Raw genomic sequence first — 23,804 nt, forward strand, 5'->3', positions numbered from 1 at the left:
AACAAAAAATGGGCGGATCTGGGGTCGTCTAGGCCCAGGGCCCCACCCCCCCTCCGGGGGGGGGGTGGGCCGGGGGGGGGGGGGGGGGCCCACCCCCACCCCCGCACCTGTGAGCCGGATCACGGGGGTTGATGGCACGTCAGGCGCATGGCGTGAGGTAGCCTCGGCGGCTCGGTCCCCCGGTAGTCAAATTTGAGGAATGCGTTGTCGCTGTCGCACGGACCCGATGACTCGGCCCGCGAACCTGCTCCCCCGTCCGTCCGAGAACCCGCACCCGAGACCGCATCGGAACCCGCGCCCGGGTTCCCCCTCTCGCTCGCCCGCCACGCCGCCGTCTTCCTTCCGGCGGACCCGCCCCGGGCCGGCCGGATCGCCTTCTGGTCGCCGGACGGGGAAGCCCTGCCCGAAGGCGGCCCCCCCGAAGGCTCCGCCCTGCGGAACTGGCCCGCCGATGCCTCCGACGTCTCAGAGGTCTCAGAGGTCTCAGAGGCATCCGACACCTCCGAGGTCCTCGCGTCTCCGCGCGGCGAGGCATCGCCGCACGTCGAGATCACGGTCGTGGACGGGGACGGCCTCCAGACCGTGGCCGTGCCCGCCTACAGCGTCTCCCTCCGCGAGGCCCTCCCGCTGCTCGCCCACGCGCGGTTCTCGGAGTCCGCCTCCCCCGCGGCGGCGTTCTGGGGCGCCGCGTCGCTCCTCGCGCTCGACCTCGTCTCGCGCGGACTCCTCCTGCCCGGCCTCACCACCGGCGACCACGACGCATGGCGGGTCGGCCCCCTCGGCCCGGACGAGCTCGCGGGACTCCGCACCCTCGCCGCGTCCATGCCGCCCGACGCCCACGCCGTCCCGCTCACGTCGGACGAACCGCTGCTGCTCCCCGATCCCGAGGCGCTGCTCCGGGCCTTCGCCGACGCCGTCGCGGACACCCTGCCCCGTACCCCGGCGGCTCCCCTCGCGGCCGGTGGCCCCGCCTTCGCCGCGGACGAGCCGCGGCGGATCCCCGAACAGCGGGCGTGGGCCGCCGACGTCGCCGCCGTCCACGACGCGGGCGTCCGGCTGTCCCTCCGGCTCGAACTGCCCGGTTTCAGCCCCGAGGCAGCGGACGCGCCGGCCTTCCGCGCCGTGCTCCAGCTGCACGGCGTCGCCGACCCGACCCTGGTCGCGGACGCGGCGCAGGTGTGGGCGGGTGCGGGTCCGACGGGAGCGGCGTTCGGCCCGCGGGCCCGCATGGACGCCCTGCTCGCCCTGCGGCGCGCCGCGCGCGCCTGGCCGCCGCTCGCCCCGCTGCTCGCGGCGGCCGTCCCCGACACGGTCGAACTCGCCGACGAGGAGGTCGCCGAGCTCCTGGGCCCGGCCGCACGCGCCCTCGCGGCGGTCGGCGTGCAGATCCACTGGCCGCGCGAGCTGGCCGACCGGCTGACGGCCCGCGCGGCGATCGGTCCGATCGGTGCCGAGCCGGGCGGAAGCGCGCCCTCGTTCGCAGCCGACGCTGGGGGAACGAGCTCGGGTGCCGGCACCTCGGCCCTTCCGTCCTTCCTCTCCGCCGACGCCCTGCTCGGGTTCCACTGGCGCTTCGCCGTCGGCGACCACGAGCTGACCAGGGCCGAGCTCGACGCCCTCGCCGAGGCAGGCAGGCCGCTCGTCCGGCTGCGCGACCGGTGGGTGCTCGTCGACCCCGCCGAGGTGCGGGAGGCGACCGCCCGGCAGGACCACAAGGTGACCCCGGTCGACGCCCTCGCCGCCGTACTCACCGGCACGACGGAGATCGGCGGGCGCACCGTCGAGGTGGCGGCGACGGGCTGGCTGGAACGGCTGCGCGAGCGGCTGGCCGACCCGGAGGGTGGCCGGCCCGAGATCGCCCAGCCCGCCGCGCTCACCGCGACGCTGCGCGACTACCAACTGCGCGGCCTCGACTGGCTGCACCGCATGACCTCGCTCGGACTCGGCGGCTGCCTCGCCGACGACATGGGTCTGGGCAAGACGATCACCGTCATCGCCCTCCATCTGCACCGGCAGACCGACCCGGAGGCCGCCGGACCGACGCTGGTGGTCTGCCCCACCTCCCTCATGGGCAACTGGCAGCGGGAGATCGAGAAGTTCGCACCCGGCACACCGGTACGGCGCTTCCACGGCGCGACCCGCGACCTGGACGCTCTCCCCGAGGGCGGCTTCGTCCTCACCACCTACGGCACCATGCGCCGCGACGCCGAGCGGCTCGCCGCGCGGAGCTGGGGACTCGTCGTGGCGGACGAGGCCCAGCACGTCAAGAACCCGTACTCGGCGACGGCACGGCAGCTGCGGACCATCGGGGCACGCGCACGCGTAGCCCTGTCCGGCACCCCGGTCGAGAACAACCTCTCGGAGCTGTGGGCGATCCTCGACTGGACCACGCCGGGACTGCTCGGCAGCCTGGGCACGTTCCGGACCCGCTTCGCCACCGCCGTCGAGGGCGGCACGGACCCGGCCGCCGCCGAGCGGCTGGCCGCCCTCGTCCGCCCGTTCCTGCTGCGCCGCCGCAAGTCCGACCCCGGTATCGCGCCCGAACTGCCGCCGAAGACCGAGACCGACCGGGCCGTCTCCCTGACGCCCGAACAGGCCGGACTGTACGAAGCGGTGGTACGGGAGACCCTGGCCGCGATCGCCGACGCCGACGGCATGGAGCGCCGGGGACTGGTCATGCAGCTCCTGACGGCCCTCAAGCAGATCTGCAACCACCCCGCCCAGTACCTCAAGGAGGAGCGACCGCGCGTCGAGGGACGCTCGGGCAAGCTGGAACTGCTCGACGAACTCCTCGACACCATCCTCGCCGAGGGCGCGCGGACCCTGGTCTTCACCCAGTACGTGGCGATGGCCCGGCTCCTGGAGACGCATCTGGGGGCGCGCGGCGTGCGGACGCAGTTCCTGCACGGCGGCACGCCCGTCGCCGACCGGGAGGCGATGGTCGCCCGCTTCCAGGAGGGCGAGGTGCCCGTCTTCCTGCTCTCCCTCAAGGCCGCCGGGACGGGGCTCAACCTCACCCGGGCCGAGCACGTCGTCCACTACGACCGCTGGTGGAACCCGGCCGTCGAGGCCCAGGCCACGGACCGCGCCTACCGGATCGGACAGGACCGGCCGGTGCAGGTCCACCGGCTGATCGCCGAGGGCACCGTCGAGGACCGGATCGCGGCCATGCTGGACCGCAAGAAGGAGCTCGCGGACAGCGTCCTCGGCACCGACGCCGACGCTCCGCGCGAGCTGACCGAACTCACCGACGCCGAACTGGCGGAGCTGGTGCGACTGCGAGGGGACGGACGATGAGCGCGACCGGGCGAGGCCACGGCGACGGAACCCCGGGCGGACGCGGACACGCTGGGGGCGGCGGACACGGCGACGAGCGGACGTTCGCGGCACTGCCGCCGACGCAGGGCACGTCGTTCGCCCGGACCTGGTGGGGCCGGTCGTGGCTCAAGGCCCTGGAGGACACCGCGCTCGACAACGTGCAGCTCAAGGCCGGACGGCGGCACGCGCGCGCGGGAGCGGTGGGCGCCGTGACCGTGCGGCCCGGACGGCTGACGGCGATCGTCAAGGACCGCGACGGCACGGCGTACCGCAGCGACGTCCTGGTGCGAGAGCTGTCCGTGGACGAGTGGGAGCGGCTGCTCGACCTCGCGGTGGACAGCGCGGGGCACATCGCGGCGCTCCTCGACCGCGAGATGCCGCCCCACCTGGTGGAGGACGCGGCGGCCGTCGGGCTCGACCTGCTGCCGGGTGTCGGCGACCTCGACCCCGAGTGCGGCTGTGACGCCTGGGACCACTGCCCGCACACGTCGGCGCTCTGCTACCAGGTGGCGCGTCTGCTCGACGAGGACCCCTTCGTGCTGCTGCTGATGCGCGGGCGCGGCGAGCGCACCCTGCTGGACCAGCTCCAGGCGCGCAGCGCCGCGCGTGCCTCCGCGCCCGCGTCACGTGGCGGGCGGGGCGGGGACGGCCCGCAGGACACGGACGCCCCGGTGGGTGCCGGCGGCATGCCGGGCGTGCCGGCGGCCGAGGCGTACGCCGAGGGGTTCCTGCTGCCTCCGCTGCCGGCGCCTCCGACCGCCGCCACCGCTCCGGGGCAGTCGCCCGCCCTGGACACGGAGACGGACCCGGAGCCCGGAGTCGATCCGACGGCGCTGGAGTTCCTGGCGACGGACGCGGCGGCCCGCGCCCATCGCCTGCTCGCCGCCGTACTCGGCGCCTCCTCGGAAGCTCACCGGGCACCCGGGGCCACCGCCACGCCCGACGCCCCCACCGTGAGCGCGGCGAGCAACGGCAGCACCTTCGCGGGCGGTAGCGCCTTCGCGGGCGGCACGCTCGCCGGAGCGGCCACGACCGAGGCACAACTGACGGCCGCTCAGGACGCCGTGCGGCTCGCGGTGGACTCCCCCGCCCCATGGATCACGGCACGGCTCGCGTCCGGCTCCGGCCGCACACCGGCGGAGCTGGACCTGGCCACGCGCGCGTGGCGGCTGGGCGGCGCCGCCGCACTGTCCGTCCTGGAGGACCCGTGGGACCCGGACTCCGAGACCCTCACCCGGGCGGGCGCCCGGCTGTCCGAGGCGTGGGAGGACGACGAACGGCCCGTGCTGCTGCGGTCGGGTTCCCACTGGTCGGCCGAGGGAACCGACGCACAGCTCCGGCTCGGCGCCGACGGCCGCTGGTGGCCGTACGCCCGCGCGCATGCGGTCTGGGCCCCGGCGGGACCGGCGGACCGTGACCCGGCGGTGGCGCTGGCGACGGCGCTGACGGCCGGTGGGGCGGACGGGGCAGCGGGCGCATAGGTAGAACGGGTATCCGGTCCCTTCCGACCTGCCTGGCCCGTCCTGGCCTGCCCGGTCCGCTCTGACCTGCCCGGTCCGCTCTGGCCTGCCCGGTCCCCTCGGATCAGAGCGATCGGACAGGCCAGGCAGGGAAGGAGGGCGGCAGGCCAGGCAGGGCAGGAGGGCGGCAGGCCAGGCAGGCAGGCAGGACGGACGGAAGCGTCAGGACCGAAGCGTCAGGGCGGACGGACCGCGGCCGGTCCTACAGACCCAGCTGGCGCTCCGCGCCCTCCACCGTCTGCGCGAGGAGGACGGCGATCGTCATGGGGCCGACGCCGCCCGGCACGGGGGTGATCAGCGAGGCGCGCTCGGCGGCCGACGCGAAGTCGACGTCGCCGACGTTGCCCGGGTTGTAGCCGGCGTCGATGACGACGGCGCCCGGCTTGATGTCCTCGCCCTTGATGAACTGGGGCTTGCCGACGGCCGCGACCAGGATGTCGGCCTCGCGCACGACGGAGGAGAGGTCCTCGGTGCGCGAGTGGCAGTAGGTGACGGTGGCGTCGCGGCCGAGGAGCAGCAGGCCCGCCGGCTTGCCGAGGATCGCGCTGCGGCCGACGACGACGGCCCGCTTGCCGCTGAGCTCGACGTCGTACGCGTCGAGGAGGCGCATGATGCCGCCGGGGGTGCAGGAGACGAAGCCGGGCAGGCCGAAGCCCATGGCGGCGAAGGACGCCATGGTCACCCCGTCGACGTCCTTCTCGGGCGCGATGGCCTCGAACGCGGCGCGCTCGTCGATGTGCGGGCCGACCGGGTGCTGGAGGAGGATGCCGTGGACCTCGGGGTCCTCGGACAGGGCCGTGATCGCGGCGACGAGTTCCTCGGTGGTCGTCTCGGCGGGCAGCTCGACGTGGCGGGAGCGGATTCCGGCCTTCGCGCAGCGGTTCTGCTTCATCTTCACGTACGTCACGGAGGCGGGGTCCGCGCCGACGAGGACGGTCGCGAGGCACGGCGTGACGCCGGTGCGACGGGTGATCTCCGCGGCGCGCGCGGCGGTCTCCTCGACCGTGCGGCGGGCGAGGGCCGTGCCGTCCATGAGGGTGGCGGTGCTGGTGGACATGGCAACTCCTGGGCGTCGTCTCTGACCGGTGTCTCGCCCAGGCGCACGGCATCGGCGGCACCGCGCCTTCAGGACGCGGCCCACCGGGCCGCTCCCCGGTGGTGATCCACCTCAAGCGCCAGTCACGGCCCGAGCCCCACTCTACGTGAGGGGTCCGGGGCACGTCCCGGACAGGGTGCGCCGACGGCGGCGTCCGGCCGCTTGTCGGCTGCCCGCGCGGCGGCCACGATGGGCCGGACGGGCCGTGACGACCTCGACGAGGAGGCCGAGTTGAGCGACGGATGGGTGACCGGAGGACCGGGACCGGCGCGGGGGCCGGACGAGCGGCCCGGTGCGGACCCGGGCCCCGAACCCGACCCCGACCCGCGCCGCCGCGAGCCGGGTCCCCCGCCCGGACAGCAGCGGGGCCCGCTGGAGGACCGGACGGCCGACGGGGCGGCGAGGCCACTGGTCGCCGCCTCCTGGCGGCGTTCCGCACGCGCGTGCGTGAGCCGGGACGGAGCGGCCCGGGTGGAACTGGACGAGGAGGAACTCGCCGCGTACCGGGACGGCCATCCGCTGGCGGCGGCGATGCCGGTGATCCGGGAGCTGATGGGGACGTACGCGACGGACGGGGAGCACCTGCTCGCCGTCTGCGACGCGGCCGGCCGGATGCTGTGGGTCGAGGGGCACCCGTCCACGCTGCGGAAGGCCCGGGGCATGAACTTCGTGGCCGGGGCCCGCTGGTCGGAGGCGGCGGCGGGGACGAACGCGCCGGGCACCGCCCTCGCCGTCGACCGGCCGGTGCAGGTCGTCGCCGCCGAGCACTTCCGGCGCACCGTCCGCGCGTGGACCTGCGCCGCCGCTCCCGTCCACGACCCGCGCACGGGGCGCGTCCTGGGCGCGGTCGACATCACGGGCGGCGCCCGGCTGGCGCACCCGCACAGCCTCGGTTTCGTCCAGGCAGTGGCGCGGGCGGCCGAGTCCCAGCTGGCCCTGCTCGCGCCGGCACCCCAGCCGGGACGGATCACGCTGTCGGCGCTCGGCCGTGACGAGGCCGTGCTGTCGGTCGACGGGCGGCGGACGCGGCTCGGCCGCCGGCACAGCGAGATCCTGGTGATCCTCGCGCACCGGCCGGACGGCGTGGGCGGCGACGAGCTCCTCACCCTGCTCTACGAGGACGAGTCCGTCACTCCCGTGACCCTGCGCGCGGAGCTCTCCCGGCTGCGCTCGCTGCTGGGCCCCGACGTGCTGCCGTCCCGCCCGTACCGGCTCGCGGACACCGTCGACGCGGACTTCGCCGCGGTGGACCGGCGCCTGGCGTCCGGGGCGGTCGCGGCCGCGGCCGCGGAGTATCCGGGCCCGCTGCTCCCCTCGTCGACGGCGCCGGGCGTCGTGCGGCTGAGGGAGCGGCTCGCGGGGCGGCTGCGGGCGGCCCTGGTCGACCGGGGTGATCCCGGCCTGCTCGCCGACTGGGCGTACAGCGGCTGGGGCGAGGACGACGTGGTGGTCTGGCGGGCCCTGTGCGCCGCCGTTCCGACGTCCCAGCTGGCGCCCGTACAGGCCAGGCTGCACGCGCTGGAGGCGGAACTGTCGGCCGGTGCAACGGGGTTGCAACGTACGGGTCGCCACACTCGCCGGTGAGCGCCGGCCAGGGACGGCCGGCGCGCCCCAGGGAGGCCATGCCCATGACCCGTTACTCCGCACCCGGTACCGAGGGCGCGCTCATGTCGTACCAGGCCCGCTACGACCACTGGATCGGCGGCGCGTACGTCGCTCCGGCGGGCGGGCGCTACTTCGAGAACCCGAGCCCGGTCGACGGCCGCCCGTTCACGGAGATCGCCCGGGGCACCGCCGAGGACGTGGAGCGCGCGCTGGACGCGGCGCACGCCGCGGCCCCGGCGTGGGGGCGCACGGCGCCGGCCGAGCGCGCCGCCGTCCTGCTGCGGATCGCGGACCGCATGGAGAGCAACCTGGAGGCGCTCGCGGTCGCCGAGACATGGGACAACGGCAAGCCGGTCCGCGAGACCCTCGCCGCGGACATCCCGCTCGCGGTCGACCACTTCCGCTACTTCGCGGGGGCGCTGCGGGCCCAGGAGGGCACGCTCAGCGAGATCGACGACGACACCGTCGCGTACCACTTCCACGAGCCGCTCGGCGTGGTCGCGCAGATCATCCCCTGGAACTTCCCGATCCTCATGGCGGTCTGGAAACTGGCACCGGCGCTGGCCGCCGGCAACGCCGTCGTCCTCAAGCCCGCCGAACAGACCCCGGCCTCCGTCCACTTCTGGCTGAGCCTCGTCGCCGACCTCCTGCCGCCGGGCGTCCTCAACGTCGTCAACGGCTTCGGCGAGGAGGCCGGCAAACCCCTCGCCTCCTCCCCGCGCGTCGCCAAGATCGCCTTCACCGGCGAGACGAGCACGGGCCGCCTGATCATGGGGTACGCCTCCGAGCACCTGAAGCCGGTGACCCTCGAACTCGGCGGCAAGTCGCCGAACATCTTCTTCGACGACGTCTGGGCCGCCGACGACGCCTTCCGCGACAAGGCCCTCGAAGGCTTCACCATGTTCGCCCTCAACCAGGGCGAGGTCTGCACCTGCCCCTCCCGGGCCCTCGTCCAGCGCGGCCACTACGCCGACTTCCTCGCGGCGGCCGTCGCCCGCACGGAGAAGATCGTCCCCGGTCACCCCCTCGACACCGACACCATGATCGGCGCCCAGGCCTCCGCCGAGCAGCTCAGGAAGATCCTCTCCTACCTGGAGATCGGCCAGAACGAAGGCGCCAAGATCCTCACGGGCGGCCAGATCGTCGAGCACGGCGGCGACCTCGCCGGCGGCTACTACGTCCAGCCCACGATCTTCGAGGGCGACAACCGCATGCGCGTCTTCCAGGAGGAGATCTTCGGCCCCGTCGTCGCCGTCACCTCCTTCACCGACTTCGACGACGCCGTGCGCACCGCCAACGACACCCTCTACGGCCTCGGCGCCGGCGTCTGGACCCGCGACACCAACACCGCCTACCGGGCCGGCCGCGCCATCCAGGCCGGCCGCGTCTGGACCAACTGCTACCACGCCTACCCCGCCCACGCCGCCTTCGGCGGCTACAAGCAGTCCGGCATCGGCCGCGAGACCCACCGCATGATGCTCGACCACTACCAGCAGACGAAGAATCTACTGGTCAGCTACTCGCCGAAGAAGCTCGGCTTCTTCTGAGCGTCTCCCGTCAGGCGCTCTCCAGGAGACGCTGGGCGGCCGAGATCGCGAGCCACAGGACGGCGCTCCAGCGGTCGGCACGTGATACCTCTCCCTCGCAAAGCCTCTGCGGCCCACCACCGGAACGGGCCAAAACCCGACCTGTCACGGTCTCCCATCGGTCAGGTCCGTTCCGGTTTGCCGAAGCCAGGGTGACACGAGGGCGTACTGCCCGGTCTGCACCTCAGAAGAGCGCCTCTTCCTTCGTCGGCTCGTCCTCCTCGAAGGGCAAGAACACGACACCGCCCAGCTCGACCTCCTGCTCTGACCCGTGACACAGAACCAGGTCCAAGGCGCGCTCGCGAGGCCGCGGGTGCTTGTGATCGGCGATCCGCCTGGTGCCAGGGTTCACGGCGACGGAGCGGCGGCAGACGTGGCAGGTGATACGCGGCCATGCAGACACGACGAACGTCCCTTCACAGAAGGAATGGTGTGGACGTACGCGTCCCGAGAACCGGGGCTGTGCCTGGAGGGTACGGGCGCCGGCTGACAGCGGCGAGGATGCGATGCGGAAACCGCCAGGCCGGCCATCACCGAAGGTGAAAGACCATGAAACATGGGGGAAGTCCAACTACGACCTGTTCCGCCGCTGGCAGCGGAACGGCACCTGGCAGCGGATCCTCACCCGGCTCCAGTCCCTGGCCGACGCGAAGGGGGCGATCACGTGGGATCTGAGCGTCGACTCCACAGTGTGCCGCGCCCATCAGCACGCGGCCGGGGCCCGGAGACGGGGTGACCTGCAGAAGGAACCACCGGGCGGCATCTTCACCGAGCCCCGTGATCACGGGCTGGGACGGTCGCGCGGCGGATTCACCACCAAGCTCCACCTGGCCGTCGAGCAGGGCCAGAAGCCCATGTCGATCGTGATCACGGCCGGGCAGCGCGGGGACTCGCCGCAGTTCGAACCCGTGCTGGAGAAGGTCCGTGTGCCCCGCCTCGGGCCGGGCCGGCCACGCGTCCGCCCCGACCGTGTGCGGGCCGACAAGGCGTACGCCTCCCGCAGGAACCGCGCCTACCTGCGCCGACGCGGGGATTCGCTGCACCATCCCGGACAAGGCCGACCAGGCGCGCAACCGCCGGAAGCGCGGCCCCCGCGGCGGCCGGCCGCCGCATTTCGACCCGGCCGACTACCGCGAGCGCCACGCGGTCGAGTGCGGGATCAACCGCCTCAAGAGACACCGGGCGGTCGCCACCCGGTACGACAAGCTCGCGGTCCGCTACGAGGCGACCGTCCTCATCGCGGCCATCAACGAATTGCTGTGACCAGGGCCTTCAAGACTCATATGGGCCACCCCGGAAGTACATACTCCTGTGCTCTCGGGGACGGTCACCGCGCCCGTGCGCGGCGTCGGAGCGGTCGGCAGGTGCCATCCGTTCGGCCAGCGCCCGCAGCGTCTCCAGGCCGACCAGCACCTCTGCGCGATTGTCCGACACCTTCATCCACGCCGGTAGCCGAGCGAACATCGACATTGTCGGCCGCGCTCCGCCACGCTCTCGCAATCGCGCCCCGACGTAGGCGAACAGCTCGTCGACGTGCTCCTCGTTGTACGCCCACAAGATGTGACCGGCGCAACGGGTCTGCAGCCACAGAGGCCGCTGGAAGAACGGATCCTCACTACCACCCGGCACCGCGCCGACCAGCCCAGCCCCCTGCACTTCAGGTTTCCAGTCGGCGATGGCACCGCACCCTCCACAAGCCAGACGACGCGGCTGGAACAGGAGCTCGCTGAAGTATCTGGGATCAGAAAGGCCAGGCCGGGGAATCACGAGAGCACGGCCCCCGCATCGCGGACAGACCACAAGCATTCGACCCGCGAACCGAGCCAACCAACCCCCTGAGTCATAGTGACGAGCGAGATCAGTGCGCGGCTCGGAATCCATGACGGACACCATCGCAGGTCCGCGGTACGAGCAGCTACAGGATTCTCGAACCTACCCCACAGGTCGCTACCAGCCACTTTCGATACTCGGCCTAACAGCGCATGGGGACGAACTCCGGCTAGATCCTGCTAGGTAGTGGGTCGTCAGGTTGGCCGAATCGATGCGGTGCTGGCCCGAGTTCGGCACGGCCCAGCACCGCCTGCCGGGGCATGGGTTCCGATCCAGCCGGGGGTAGACGGTGGGTTTCAGCGAGTCTCGTCAAGGGCTTCCGGGAGCTGGTGAGACACGGAAGCCTGAACCGGCCCCTCGCGCCCGCAGCGAGCACCGCATGATGCTCGACCACTACCAGCAGACGAAGAACATCCTTTGTAGCTATCCCCCGAAGGCAGTGGGGTTCTTCTAGCACCGCAAGTCTGGATGCCGACACGGAAATCGCGCACCAGGGCCGGCCGAGACAACGGCTCTGGTTCGTCACGTCACGTAGTCGGTTCGGCCGCTCAGCGCACACCTGCGGACCAGTCATGGACCGGCTTTCCGTCCGGCGAGCCAGCGGGCAACCCTCTGACAGGCGTGGCAGTAGATGGAGCGGGACGGTGCAGCTTCCACAGCTCGGCGTCTTCGCCCCGAACCTCCCGGTGGTCCCCGCGTGAGCGGGGGTGATCCGTCTGCAGGGGCCCACCGGGTTGATCCGCGCAGGTGGGCCCCGTGCAGGTGACCTCGCCCTTTGCTGTGCCATTTCGCGGCGCTCTTCAGCCGGGCGCCGACGGCTGGGTCCGGGTCCGCAGGGTCGCCGGTCACCCAGCATCCGGGGCGGGCGTCACCTCGCGTGGGCGGGGTGTCTCCGCGTCGTATGCGTCCCACGTCTCCTACATCGCGACCAACACCTGGGCAACTCGCTGGATCTCACAGGCACTTGGCAAAGAATCCATCGCCCAGTCCTCCGGGCATTGCGGCACGGGGAGGGGCGGCTCTACCATCCCCGCATCGTTAGGAAGCTTTCCTAACGACAGCCGTTTGACTCACGCAAGAAGCCTGGTGACCCGCCCGTCCCTCCACACCGACAGGAATCCCATGCCCCTGAGCAGAACTCGGCGTCGCGCGATCATCGCGGCCGCCGCCGTGACCGCGGGGACGCTGCTGCCCGCGCTCGTCGTCCTCACTCCGGCGACCGCCGCGACCGGCAACCTCGCCCTGACCAAGCCCGTCAACGTCTCCTCCAGCGAGGACGGCACGCTCACCGGTGCCAAGGCCGTCGACGGCTCGACGTCGACCCGCTGGGCCAGCGCCGAAGGCGTGGACAACCAGTGGATCCGGATCGACCTCGGCGCGGGCACCGCGCTGAGCCGGGTGGTCCTCAAGTGGGAGGCCGCCTACGCCAAGGCGTACCGAGTCGAGGTGTCGAACGACGGCACCACCTGGACCCAGCTCTACTCGACGACCAGCGGCGACGGTGGCACGGATGACCTGACCGTCAACGGCACCGGGCGTTACCTGCGCGTCTACGGCACCCAGCGGGGTACCTCGTACGGCTACTCGCTCTGGGAGGTCGAGGCGTACGGCGGCGGCTCGACCACCCCGCCGCCCACCACCGGTACGAACCTCGACGACCCGGCGAAGAAGGAGGTCGCCATGAAGCTGGTGTCGACCTTCGAGAACTCCTCCCTCGACTGGCGGGCCCAGTTCTCCTACATCGAGGACATCGGTGACGGTCGGGGTTACACCGCCGGGATCATCGGCTTCTGTTCCGGCACCGGCGACATGCTCGACCTCGTCGAGCGGTACACCGCGAAGAAGCCGAGCAACCCGCTGGCGCCCTACCTGCCGGCCCTGCGCAACGTCAACGGCACGGACTCCCACGCCGGTCTGGGCACCTCGTTCGAGAATGCCTGGCGCCAGGCCGCCCAGGACTCGGTGTTCCAGCAGACACAGGAGGAGGAGCGCGACCGGGTGTACTTCAACCCGGCGGTGTCCCAGGCCAAGCTGGACGGCCTCAAGGCGCTCGGCCAGTTCGCCTACTACGACGCGGCCGTGATGCACGGCGAGGACGGCTTCCGCAGCATCCGCCAGGTGGCGCTGTCGCGGGCGACCCCGCCCTCCCGTGGCGGCAACGAGACCACCTACCTGCACGCGTTCCTCGACGCCCGCGAAGAGGAGATGCGCAAGGAGGAAGCGCACAGCGACACCACCCGCGTCAGCACCGCACAGCGCAAGTTCCTCAACGAGGGCAACCTCCACCTCAACACTCCTCTGTCGTGGAGTGTCTACGGCGAGTCGTTCTCGATCTCGCGCTGACCGGACGACGGAAGGGCCGCCGGGCACCGCGCCCGGCGGCCTCTCCCCATGCCGTACCGCGAACCCGAGAACATGTACGGAAGGTTTCCCAAGCCTGCAGGCTGCCCGAGCGAAGCGCCACGTGACCTGACATGCCTGCGGAGGGCGAGTGACCGAGCGCGTCAGCGGGACCCCGCGCCTCGTGCGGGCCATCAACGACCGCAAGGAACTTGCGGGTGGCGACGCCGTGTGCTCACTCCTCCGCACGTACGGCGTGGCGGGCGCCGACTTCCCCGGCGTGGACCCGCCGGCCCGCCCGTCGTTTGCGTGCCGACCGGCCGCCACCACGGGCCAATCGGCCGAAAGGCCACCCCGTGCCGACCAAGATCCGGGCCATACGCGGACCAGCCGCCTGCAGCTTGGCTGAGTCGTGGCCGTTTCCGCTGTTCAGCGGCCGCGCGAGGCGTGCACCGCCAGTACACGGAGAACCTTTTGGTGAGCTACTCGCCGAAGAAGCTGGGATTCTTCTAGAGCACCAAGTCGATCTCCCGGGAGGGCACTTACTCTCCCGGGAGCAGCCCCGGCGCGTCGCCCACCGGTATGACGTCACCACACCAAGTGCGGCACGCACCCACTCAGTCGCGCCTCCCGGACCGGTCACCGACCGGATTCCCGCCCGGAGCGAGGCAAGCGATCCCCCTCTGACACGCGTGGTGGCACGACGCGGCTTGACGGCTCGACTCCGCAGAGCGCTGTGCGCGCGGCCCCAGGGTCTGCCTCGGGAGGTTTACCCACTGATCCCGTTCCGCGTCCGGCAACGTCGGCCACACACCTGTATCCATCACGCGATGATCGCCTACCCGGTTCTCGTCCCCTGCACCCGGCGGTGGCGGACGAGTGGCCGGGAGGGTGACGCGGATCATGACCGACCATGACCGTTCGCAGGGCGACTGGGGTCGAACTCGTGGTGGCTGCTGGGGTGTCGGCCCGACGCGTGTGGCGATCCTCCTCGCCGGGCCGACCTGCATCCTCTTGCGGGCGGCGTCCGGCTCCGCTTGAACGGCGTCGCCAAGGGCACGCGTGGCGGCCCGCGGTGCGGAGTGGGCGCCAGGGCGGCGCTCATGGGGGCGCGGATCCAGTTCCTCAGCGTCTCGGTGTCCGCCCCGAGGTCACCAGCGACCGACGTGATGTCGCTGCCGGCCTCGACCGAAAAAACATGATCGAGTGCCGGCTGAAACATTTCCGACGGACGACGGCAGCTTTCGGAGACGAGTCTTTGTCCAGCAGCGGTGCAGGAGGGCGCACCTCCTGCCGACCGTCCTGTTCGGCCCCGTCCCGAGTGCCGTCACCACGAGCACTCGCCGGACCGCATACGTACGACCAGGTTGCCGTTTCCCACCGAAGAGGTGCAGATCATCTTGCGGTATTTGACCGTCCCATCGATTGCATCAGGAATCAGCGTTGCCGCCTCGCTGATCACCCTGTCAGCCGTTCCCGCCGACGCAGCGTCCACCACGGTCCCGGAAGGCGTGCGGTGGGAACTCTGTCGGGATGCGGTGTCGGACTGGAATCGCAACGACAACCTCAGCGAATGCGCACTCATCCCCGTCCCGGTGGACTACTCCAGGCCCGAGGGCAGGAAAATAGACATCGCCGTGAGCAGGGTCAAGGCCACCGGTAAGCGCACCGGCGCTCTCTTCGGCAACCCCGGAGGACCCGGTCTGGCCGGCACCCCGTCCGCCCGGGAACTCCTCAGCAGCCGTCTGGCGCCGCTGAACGAGACATTGGACTTCATCGGCATCGACACCCGCGGGACCGGCTACAGCGCCCAGATCTCCTGTGATGAGCCTGAGTTCCAAGGGAGTGAAACAGAAGAAGAGATGTTCGAGATGCAGGCGGATGCGAAGCGCGCATGCATCGCCAAGGACCCGGCACTGGCACTCTCCATCAGCATGGAGAATGCCGCCCGGGACATGGACCGCATCCGGCAGGTGCTGGGCTTCGACAAGATAAACTTCTACGGAAATTCCGGCGGGACGGCGCTGGGCGCAGTCTATCGCTCTATTTTCGACGAGCGCGTCGACCGTATGTGGCTGGACTCGGTCATGTCCCCGGTCGGTCAGAGTGCAGCGGTCGAAGCGGAAGTAGCCGCCTACGATGCCGGATACCGACGGTTCTTCAAGTGGCTGGCCGGAAAGGACTCCACCTATGGGTTCGGAACCTCGCCCAAGAAGGTCGAATCCGCATTGAAGGAGCTGCAGAAGAAGGTCGGACGGGAGGGATTCGCCGCCCTCCTGGATACCAACCTGGAAGCCCTACCGGACCGGTGGGAGCGATCAGCCGCGAAGTTGACGGAGGTCCGGGACGGCGGAGCAGAGGTGACCTCCACACAGCAGAATGCGGACCGGAAGTCTTTCGGCTTCGGAGAGATGGGGCGTAATTACGGATTCACCCACGACGCCTTCATGTGCAACGCCAGCCCCGACGGCCGGACGTATGCCGATCTCGTCCGGATAAGGAAGGAACGACAGGCGAAGTACCCGTTTTCCACCGACTTCAACAACGAGCCCGTCGCGAACTGCGCCGGCTGGCCCGCGGGCAAGCCGTGGGACTTGAAGCCCGGAAAGAGCCGGCTGCAGCTGTCCGGCCACAAGTTCGAAACCATCACGCCTTACGTATGGGCCAAGATGATGCACAAGAAGGTCGGCGGATCGCTGCTGACCGTCATGGACGCGGAGCACTCCACCATGAAGTCGAAGGACCTCGCGTGCGGCTCCAAGGTGCTCGACTTCTTCCGGGACGGCACACCCGCGAAGGGCAGCTGCGCCGGTTTCCCCGCCGACCGGACGGGCCCCCCGGGACCGGCCGGCAACATGGCGGGAACCGTGAAACTCCCGTACTGCTCCGCTTCGCTGGTCCGCCCCCGCACCGCCCGCGACCAGGACAAGGCGCTCCTTCTCACGAACGGGCACTGCCACCCTGCGGGACGGCCGAAGCCGGGTGAAGTGATCACCGACAAGAACACACCCATCGAAGGCACCGTCATGAGCCCGGCGGGCCGCGAACTCGGCCCGGTGACCGGACGGGTCCTCTACGCCACGATGACCGGAACCGACATCACGCTGGCACAACTGGACTCCACGTACGCGGAGATCCAGCAGAGGTACAAGGTTGAGGCATTCCCGCTGGCCTCGTCCTCTCCCGTGCCCGGGCAGAAGATCAAGGTGGCGTCCAGCTTCCTGGAGAGCGTCTGGTCGTGCCAGGCCGAGGCCGTGGTACCGACCCTCAAGGAGGGCGACTACACATCGACCCATGCCATCCGCTACGCGAAGGAATGCGACACCCGGCCCGGTAGCTCCGGCTCGCCCGTCATCGACGCCGAGACCCGGGAGCTCGTCGCCGTGAACAGCACCAGCAACCGCGACGGCAAGGAGTGCGAACTGAACAACCCCTGCGAGGTCGACGGGGCGGTCACGACCGTCCACCAGGGACGTGGGTACGCCACCCAGACCACGGCGATCGGCGCGTGCATCGGAGACGACAACACCCTGGACCTCAAGCGCCAGGAGTGCACCCTGCCGAAGCCCTGACCTGAGCCAGCACGACCTCACCCCCTCCCCTTCCGCCCCTCTGCCCACGGTGCCCTCCCGAAGAGAGCCCGGGGCGGGAGGGGCGGACCCCGTGCGTGCACGATCCTCGGCCATCCCTCATCGGTCCGCGCCCGAACCGCGAGGCGGCCGACTCGGGCCGACCGGGGCCGGTGCCGTCGCGCAGGTGCGAGGTGTTCCCGCGCGAGCGGACGCCGTTCCCGGGCCGTCGGTCAGGGGCCACTCCGCACCGACCAAGATCCGGGCCATGCGGACGCAGGCGACGACACGCTGCCCCTCCGCCCATGAGATGCGGACGCCGTCCCCTCCGGGCAGAGTGGGAGGGACCTGTTCGTACCGAGGTGGTCCCCCGTGGTCCCGCGTGCGGGAGAGGGACGGAGTGATGCGAGGATCGTCGTGACGTCGGAGTGATCGATGTTCAGGAGACGGCCGGCCGACAGCGGCGAGGACCTTCTGGTCCGGCTCGGGTCGCTGACCGCCAGGGCGCGGGAGCTGGCCGAGACGCAGCGCTCGCGTGTCGAGCTCGCCGTGGCCCTGCAGCGCGACATGCTGCCCTCGGACCTGCCCAGTTTTCCGGGCGCCCGGCTGGCCGTCCGCTACGAGCCCGCCAACCACGGGCTCAACGTCGGCGGTGACTGGTACGACGCGTTCTCCCTGCCCGGGGGGCGGATCGGGATGTCCATCGGTGACGTGCAGGGGCACAACATCGAGGCCGCCGCCTTCATGGGACAGGTCCGGGTGGCACTGCGCGCGCTGGCCTCGGTCACCGAAGACCCGGGAGAGCTGCTCGGCCGCACCAACGACCTGCTCGTCTCGCTGGACGCCGACCTCTTCGCCACCTGCACCTTCCTGCGGCTCGACCCCGCTGCCGGCACCCTGGAGTGCGCCCGGGCCGGTCACATCCCCCACATCTGGGCCACCACCGACGGCCGCTCCGGCATCGACGACAGCGAGGGCGGGCCTCCTCTCGGTGTGCTGCGGGGCGTCGACTATCCGGCCACGCGCCACCGGCTCACCGCCGACGGTGTCTTCGTCCTCCTGACCGACGGGGTGGTGGAGGGGCCCTCGCTCCACATCGACGAGGGCCTGGACCGGGTGACGAGGCTCGCCGGGATCGCCGCCGTCGCCGGACTGGACGTCGACGCGCTCGCCACCGCCGTCATGAAGCTGGCGGCCACCGTGGGGCACGAGGACGACGCGGCCGTCCTGGTCGTCGGCTATGACGGCGGTCCGGCCCGGTCGGCGGCCGAGCAGTGAGGGAAGGGGCTCGCTTCGCGCGGGTCGGTCCCCCGGGCCCGCCCGGGCTGCCGGACGGCGGCGCCCGACACGCAGGGGCCTTGCACGGTCGTGGCGGCCCGGCCGGTGTCTGATGGCTGACGTGTGGGAAATTCGGCAGTACCGGACCTCCACGGAGGCGGCTCTGATGTCGCTGGCCGTGGCCGTTTGCTACTACGCGGCCGGACGGCTCGGCCTGATGGGACGCCTCGTCGTCGAAGGCGTGGTGGTCACCCCCATCTGGCCCCCCACCGGCGTCGCCGTCGCCGCCCTGTTGCTGCTCGGCGCGCGGGTCTGGCCCGGTATCGCCCTCGGCTCCTTCCTCGTCATCGCCTCCCTCACCACTCCGGGTCCCACCACCGTGATCACCGTGGTCAGCAACACCGTCGCGCCGCTCTGCGCCTTCCTGCTGCTGCGGCGGGCCGGCTTCCGGCGCGACATGGCACGGCTGCGGGACGGACTCGCCCTGGTCTTCCTCGGCGGGTTCGGCGCCATGACGATCAGCGCGACCGCGGGGGTCGGACTGCAGGTGGCGAAGAGCTCCCTGGACGCGAGCGAGTTCTGGCCCGTCTGGCTGGCCTGGTGGGTGGGCGACACGATGGGGGTGCTCCTCGTCGCCCCCCTGGTGCTCGTCCTCGCGGAGCCGGCCGGACGGTTCCGGATGCGACGCTGGAAGGAGGCCGCCTTTCTGGGGCTGACGACCCTGCTCCTCATGCCCATGGTCGTCCTCAGCTCGATGAGCATGCTCTTCCTCGTCTTCCCCCTGCTGGTCTGGGCGGCGCTCCGCTTCGAGCTCGCCGGAAGCATGCTGTGCGCGCTCTACGCCTCCGTGCTCACGACCTTCGAGGCGACCTCCGGGCAGGGGGCGTTCCTCCACCTCACGGACGTCGAGATCATGGCCAAGCTCCAGGCGTTCAACGGTTCCGCCGCGCTGACCGCCCTGCTGCTCGCCTCCGTCATCACCGAGCAGCGCGCGACCCGGCGGTCGGTGCGCCGCGCCTGCCAGGAACTGGCGGAGGTCCTGGAGCACCTCGCGGCGGGCGAGCCCTCACCGGATCCACCCGGCGCCGCCGAGAGCCGGGCGGCGCCACCCGGCGGGCACCGGAATCCGTGATCCCCGCGCCGGTTCCGGCGCGGGGATCGTCGAGCTGCGCCGCGGCCGGGAGCCGACCCGCGTCCCCGGCGGCGGCGTGTCGCGGGCCTGCCACGCAGCCCACGCGGCCGCTGCCGGACACGCGTCCGGGCTCAGGCCACGCCGTCCTCCCACCACCACGACTGCGAGCCGTAGGCGTACTCGACCCGGGAGTCCACGTGCTGCCACGACACCGTGTACGTCTCCAGACCCGAGTACCCGCAGGTCTCGGCCTGCTGGTAGATGCTCTTCGTGGACAGCCCGGAGATGGCGACGTCCGCGGCGATGCCGTACAGGTGCATGGAGTTCGAGGCGCCGCCCACCGAGGAGTTGTGGGAGATGCTGCGGAAGCCGGAGTTGATCGTGACGGCCCGGTCGCCGCACTTCTTGCGCAGCGCCTCCAGTTTGTACATGGTGCGGCGGACGTTCTCCTTCACGGTCGCCGCGCCCACCTTGCCGCCCGAGAAGCCCGAGCCGTCCTTGCTCTGGAACTCGGAGAAGTCGAAGTGCGCGGTCGATCCGTCGGAGCTCTCCAGCGCGTTGAGACGGCTGAAGGTCTGGGGCCCGGCCACCCCGTCGGCGGAGAGCCCGTACGCCGCCTGGAAGCGGCGCAGCGCCGCGCCGGTGCCGGGGCCGAACTGACCGTCGACGGTGACGTACGTCTGCTGGGCCGAGCTCGCCGCCCATCCGGCGATCCGGATCTGGAGCTCCGTGACGGCCGCGCCGCTCGCGCCCTGGGCGAGCTGCGAGGGCCAGCCGTACGCGGCGGCCGGGGAAGCCAGGACCAGACCGCCGCCGACGGCCAGCCCGGTGGCCGCGGCCGCGCCGGCACCGAGGCGCAGCAGGGAGCGGCGGGACAGGTCGGATGCCGATGTCATGGTGAACTCCTCTTTTCCTAGTACCAGTTGTGGGACTGCCAGAAGGACCATGCCCCGCACGGCGTGCTGTAGCGGGACTTGATGTAGTCGAGTCCCCACTCGATCTGGGTGGCCGGGTTGGTCTGCCAGTCGGGGCCCGCCGCGGCCATCTTGTCGCCGGGCAGGGACTGCGGGATGCCGTAGGCGCCGGACGAGGGGTTCGTCGCGTACACCTTCCACGTGCTCTCGCGGATCCAGAGGTTGTCGAGGCAGCCGAACTGGCCGCTCACGGACCAGCCGTGCTCGGCGATCTTCCACTGTGCGGTGATCTTCACCGTACGGGCCACCCGCATCGCGTTCATGGTCGCGGAGCCCGCGACACCGTCGGCGGACAGGCCGTTCGCCTGCTGCCAGGACGTCACCTTGGACTTGGTGCCGTCGCCGTAGGCACCGTCGGCCGTGGCGCCGGCCTTGCGCTGCACCTCCTTCACCTTGTTGTGCAGGGCGAGTTCGGTGCGGCTTCCGTAGTCGCCGTCCTCGGCGAGCCCGTTGTCATGCTGGAAGGAGCGGACCGCGGCGGTGGTCTGCGCGCCGTAGACGCCGTCGATCCCGCCGGCCGGCAGATAGCCGATGCCCGCGAGGTTGCGCTGGATCCAGGTGGTGGAGTCCAGGGCGTGCGCGGGGACGGAGGGCGCCAGTACGGCGAGCAGGGCGGCGGCCAGCACGAGCGCCGCCTGGGCGAGCGGGAGGCGGCGCCGGAGGTCCGGCGTTCGGGTGGGTATCACTCGGAGTCCTTGTCTTCGCGGTGGAGCGGGAGCAGCCGAAGTCATGCTGCTGCCGGGGCAGTTGCTTCGGAGCCTCTCGCGAGCGATACGGGACGGGATCGGGACGCGCGGGACGCCCGGGGGCGTGCGAGACGGGATGGGATGGGGCGGGACGACTCGCGTCACGAGGCTTGTGGCGCAGATCACTCGCGCGGGCCCCGGAGGTCTGTGAGTCCGCCGTGTCGCGGGTGTCCCGTTGTGACAAAGTCCTGCCGCAGGCAGCGGCACGTTGTTCGTGAACTCCCTTTCCTGCAAAGGGAGTTCATTACGGGGGAGAGACTTCGAATGACTGCTCTCGAGAAGCAGACGCAGGACGAGCGCGGTCGGCGGGACGCCGAGCTCAGGGCCGTCCGCGCCCGGGTCCTGGCGGGGATGCGCCGGATCAAGGAGGAGTTCGGCCTCAGCTATGGCCGGCTCGCCGAGAAGACGCACTACAGCCGCTCCTCCTGGGAGCGCTTCCTCAACGGGAAGCAGTGGCCGAGCCGCGCCGCCATCCAGCAGCTCGCGGACGTGGTCGGACAGGACCCCACGCCCCTGATCACCCTCTGGGAACACGCCGAGAAGCTGGCCCGCAGGAGCAGACGCGAGGGGGCCGGGCCAGAAGTCCGGGACGAGCAGGAGCCGGAGCGGGGAGAGCGAGTGGGGACGGGCCGCCTGGGCCCGGAGGCCCCGAGCGAGGCCCTCGGCGAGGGGCGGGACGAGGGTCGGGACGCGACGGCGCCGGGGCCGGAGGAGCAGGCGGTCCGGGGGAGGCACGTACGGGGTGGAGAGGCCGAACGGGAGAGGGGACCCGTACGGGAGGAGCGGCCCGCGCCGGGTGACGCGCCGGCCTCGTCCCGAGGGGCCGACGGCGCCGACGGGTCCGCGCGGGGCGGGGGCGGTCCCGGCGCGGAGCCCGCCGGTGACGCGGCCACGGCCACCGGGGCCCCGTCGGATCCGCACCGGTCCGGCGGGCCCGGGACGAGGCCCCGACCCGCCGGACGGGTGCGGCCCCTTGTCCACATGGCGATCGGCGCGGTCGTGGGCGCCCTGATCGTGATCGCCGTCCTCGGAGTGAAGTCCGCTCCGGAAGGCACACGGTCGGACGCGGGCAAGCCGACGGCGGGCGCCGAGAGTTCGGGGGTGACGGCGCAGGCCGCGGCCGAGCGCACGCCCGGCGCCGAGTCCGACCACCCCCTGCCCGGCTGCTCCGGGGAGTCGTGCCTGGGGCGCGAACCGCAGACGATGAACTGCCAGTGGGACGCGAAGACCGTCCGGCTCCTGTACCTGCGAGGGCTCCGGATCCAGCTCCGGCACAGCCCCGCCTGCCAGGCGGTCTGGGGGCGGCTGGAGAACGGGGCGATCGGCGACGGCGTGATCATCACCGACAAGGGCAGCCGGACGGAGGAGTCCACCATCCGGGTGGACCGCGACACCTACACGCGGATGCTGTCGGTGGCCGAGTACCCCCTGTCGACCATCTCCCTCTGCGGAGTGATCCCGAAGGTCAAGGAGCAGGAGTGCGACCCCCCGCAGGACGCCCCGCAGCCCTGAGGCGGTGACGCCGGGCGGATCCCGGGGCGTCCCGAGAAGCCGACGCGCCCAAGTCTGAGGTGCGGGACTCGCTGATGGGACAGGGGGGTTGCTCATAGCATTCGGCCGCCGCTCCGCGTCGTGCGGGGCGGCTTCCGAACACATGGGGAGAGACGATGAGCGACCTGCCGATGCCGCGTCCACGACGGCGCGCGCTGCTGTCCGGGGCCTTCGCCCTCGGTGCCGGAGCGGTCCTGGGGACCGCGCTGCCGGGGACCGCGCGCGCCGCCGCGGGGGCCGCGCTCGCCGGACCGGTGATCTCCGGGTGCGCGGCCTGGGGCGCCCGACAGCCGAGCACCCCGGTGAAGCTGCTGGCCACCGGGCCGCAGAAGATCATCGTCCATCACACCGCGACCCCGAACAGCACCGACTACTCGCAGGTGCACGCCTTCGAGCTGTCCCGGTCGATCCAGGCCGACCACATGGACGCGCGGGGCTGGATCGACTCGGGCCAGCACTTCACGATCAGCCGCGGCGGCTGGATCACCGAGGGCCGGCACTCCAGCGTCGCCGCGCTCGCCGCCGGGACCCAGCAGGTCGAGTCGGCGCACTGCACCGGCCAGAACACCGTCGCCGTCGGCATCGAGAACGAGGGCACGTACACGTCGGTGGACCCGCGGTCGGCGCAGTACGCGAAGCTGGTCGACCTCTGCGCGTACATCTGCTCCCAGTACGGGCTGCGGGCCTACCAGATCTTCGGGCACCGGGACTTCAACAACACCGAGTGCCCCGGCGACCGGCTGTACGCGCTGCTGCCGCAGCTCCGGGCCGACGTCGCCGCCCGGATCGGCGGCAGCCCGGCGTGGGGCGGCTGGCCGGTGGCGCGGCTCGGCGACTCGGGTGAGCGCGTCAGGTCGCTGCAGTACCTGCTCGACTCCCGGGGCGCCACGGTCGTGGCCGACGGCTCGTTCGGGCCGGCGACCGAGGGCGCGGTGCGGACGTTCCAGACGACCAACCGGGCCGGGGTCGACGGCGTGGCCGGAAACCAGACCTGGCACCAGCTCGCCCACCCGCTCGCGCGCGGGGCGCAGGGCGACGCCGTGAAGGCGTTGCAGGGCCAGCTCAACGCGCGCGGTCAGGCGCTGGTCGTCGACGGCAGCTTCGGCCCGGGCACCGAGGCGGGAATGCGGGCGTTCCAGACCTCGGCGAGCCTGCCGGCCGACGGCGTGGCGGACGCCCGCACCTGGAGCCGGCTGCTGGCCTGAGCGGTCGGGATCCCGCTACGGGAGAGGGGGGGGGGGGGGGGGGGGGGGGGGGGG

General features: G+C 71.8%; 14 protein-coding genes and 1 riboswitch. Of the genes, 11 read left to right on the top strand and 3 right to left on the bottom strand.

Features of this window, described 5'->3' with window-relative positions; all coding sequences use genetic code 11:
• The first annotated feature begins 192 nt into the window (after nucleotides 1-192).
• Together ACZ60W_RS16965 and ACZ60W_RS16970 are read left to right on the top strand one after the other, a co-directional pair.
• On the top strand, nucleotides 193-3,297 hold the full coding sequence (locus ACZ60W_RS16965; RefSeq protein WP_469756102.1) for a DEAD/DEAH box helicase: 3,105 nt from the start codon (nucleotides 193-195) through the stop codon (nucleotides 3,295-3,297).
• Entirely contained in the window at nucleotides 3,294-4,799 is a 1,506-nt protein-coding gene (locus ACZ60W_RS16970) for an SWIM zinc finger family protein (RefSeq protein ID WP_469756103.1), read from the top strand. The genes ACZ60W_RS16965 and ACZ60W_RS16970 overlap by 4 nt, the downstream gene beginning before the upstream one ends.
• 241 nt (nucleotides 4,800-5,040) lie before the next feature.
• Here the strand turns inward: ACZ60W_RS16970 and ACZ60W_RS16975 are convergent, their stop codons facing one another.
• Nucleotides 5,041-5,895 carry a bifunctional 5,10-methylenetetrahydrofolate dehydrogenase/5,10-methenyltetrahydrofolate cyclohydrolase gene (locus tag ACZ60W_RS16975; protein WP_469756104.1) on the bottom strand — a complete coding sequence of 285 codons (855 nt, stop codon included), beginning with the start codon at nucleotides 5,893-5,895 and terminating at the stop codon, nucleotides 5,041-5,043.
• A 28-nt stretch (nucleotides 5,896-5,923) separates the two neighbouring features.
• Nucleotides 5,924-6,031: riboswitch (ZMP/ZTP riboswitch) on the bottom strand.
• Between the two features lie 92 nt (nucleotides 6,032-6,123).
• Between ACZ60W_RS16975 and ACZ60W_RS16980 the strand changes: the two genes are divergently transcribed.
• The 7 genes from ACZ60W_RS16980 to ACZ60W_RS17010 all read left to right on the top strand — a co-directional run bounded on the left by ACZ60W_RS16980 (nucleotide 6,124) and on the right by ACZ60W_RS17010 (nucleotide 19,274).
• Entirely contained in the window at nucleotides 6,124-7,518 is a 1,395-nt protein-coding gene (locus ACZ60W_RS16980; RefSeq protein WP_469756179.1) for a GAF domain-containing protein, read from the top strand.
• Nucleotides 7,519-7,562: 44 nt separating this feature from the next.
• Nucleotides 7,563-9,086 (top strand): acetaldehyde dehydrogenase ExaC, encoded by a 1,524-nt coding sequence (gene exaC / locus ACZ60W_RS16985; RefSeq protein ID WP_469756105.1) that lies wholly within the window; start codon nucleotides 7,563-7,565, stop codon nucleotides 9,084-9,086.
• Nucleotides 9,087-9,508: 422 nt separating this feature from the next.
• Nucleotides 9,509-10,388 (top strand): IS5 family transposase gene (locus ACZ60W_RS16990; protein WP_469756180.1). Its coding sequence is split into 2 segments (ribosomal slippage): nucleotides 9,509-10,153 and nucleotides 10,155-10,388, totalling 879 coding nucleotides; the frame shifts between segments, so codons are not numbered across the junction.
• 1,689 nt (nucleotides 10,389-12,077) lie between these two features.
• Nucleotides 12,078-13,298, top strand: a complete 1,221-nt coding sequence (locus ACZ60W_RS16995) for a chitosanase (RefSeq protein WP_469756106.1) — start codon at nucleotides 12,078-12,080, stop codon at nucleotides 13,296-13,298.
• Nucleotides 13,299-14,683: 1,385 nt separating this feature from the next.
• Nucleotides 14,684-16,867, top strand: coding sequence for an alpha/beta fold hydrolase (locus ACZ60W_RS17000; RefSeq protein ID WP_469756107.1), 2,184 nt, complete (start codon nucleotides 14,684-14,686; stop codon nucleotides 16,865-16,867).
• Nucleotides 16,868-17,299: 432 nt separating this feature from the next.
• Nucleotides 17,300-18,142 (top strand): PP2C family protein-serine/threonine phosphatase, encoded by an 843-nt coding sequence (locus ACZ60W_RS17005; RefSeq protein ID WP_469756108.1) that lies wholly within the window; start codon nucleotides 17,300-17,302, stop codon nucleotides 18,140-18,142.
• A 166-nt stretch (nucleotides 18,143-18,308) separates the two neighbouring features.
• A complete protein-coding gene (locus ACZ60W_RS17010; RefSeq protein WP_469756109.1) occupies nucleotides 18,309-19,274 on the top strand; it encodes an MASE1 domain-containing protein in 966 nt (321 codons plus the stop codon).
• 131 nt (nucleotides 19,275-19,405) lie between these two features.
• Here the strand turns inward: ACZ60W_RS17010 and ACZ60W_RS17015 are convergent, their stop codons facing one another.
• Nucleotides 19,406-20,170, bottom strand: a complete 765-nt coding sequence (locus tag ACZ60W_RS17015) for a D-Ala-D-Ala carboxypeptidase family metallohydrolase (protein ID WP_469756110.1) — start codon at nucleotides 20,168-20,170, stop codon at nucleotides 19,406-19,408.
• 17 nt (nucleotides 20,171-20,187) lie between these two features.
• Entirely contained in the window at nucleotides 20,188-20,934 is a 747-nt protein-coding gene (locus ACZ60W_RS17020) for a peptidoglycan-binding domain-containing protein (protein ID WP_469756111.1), read from the bottom strand.
• A gap of 324 nt (nucleotides 20,935-21,258) precedes the next feature.
• Here ACZ60W_RS17020 and ACZ60W_RS17025 point away from each other — a divergent pair, with 324 nt between their 5' ends.
• Together ACZ60W_RS17025 and ACZ60W_RS17030 are read left to right on the top strand one after the other, a co-directional pair.
• A complete protein-coding gene (locus tag ACZ60W_RS17025; protein WP_469756112.1) occupies nucleotides 21,259-22,506 on the top strand; it encodes a helix-turn-helix domain-containing protein in 1,248 nt (415 codons plus the stop codon).
• 155 nt (nucleotides 22,507-22,661) lie between these two features.
• Entirely contained in the window at nucleotides 22,662-23,750 is a 1,089-nt protein-coding gene (locus ACZ60W_RS17030; protein ID WP_469756113.1) for a peptidoglycan recognition protein family protein, read from the top strand.
• Nucleotides 23,751-23,804 lie beyond the last annotated feature (54 nt).

The sequence above is a fragment of the Streptomyces sp. NPDC104202 genome, assembly GCF_055584185.1.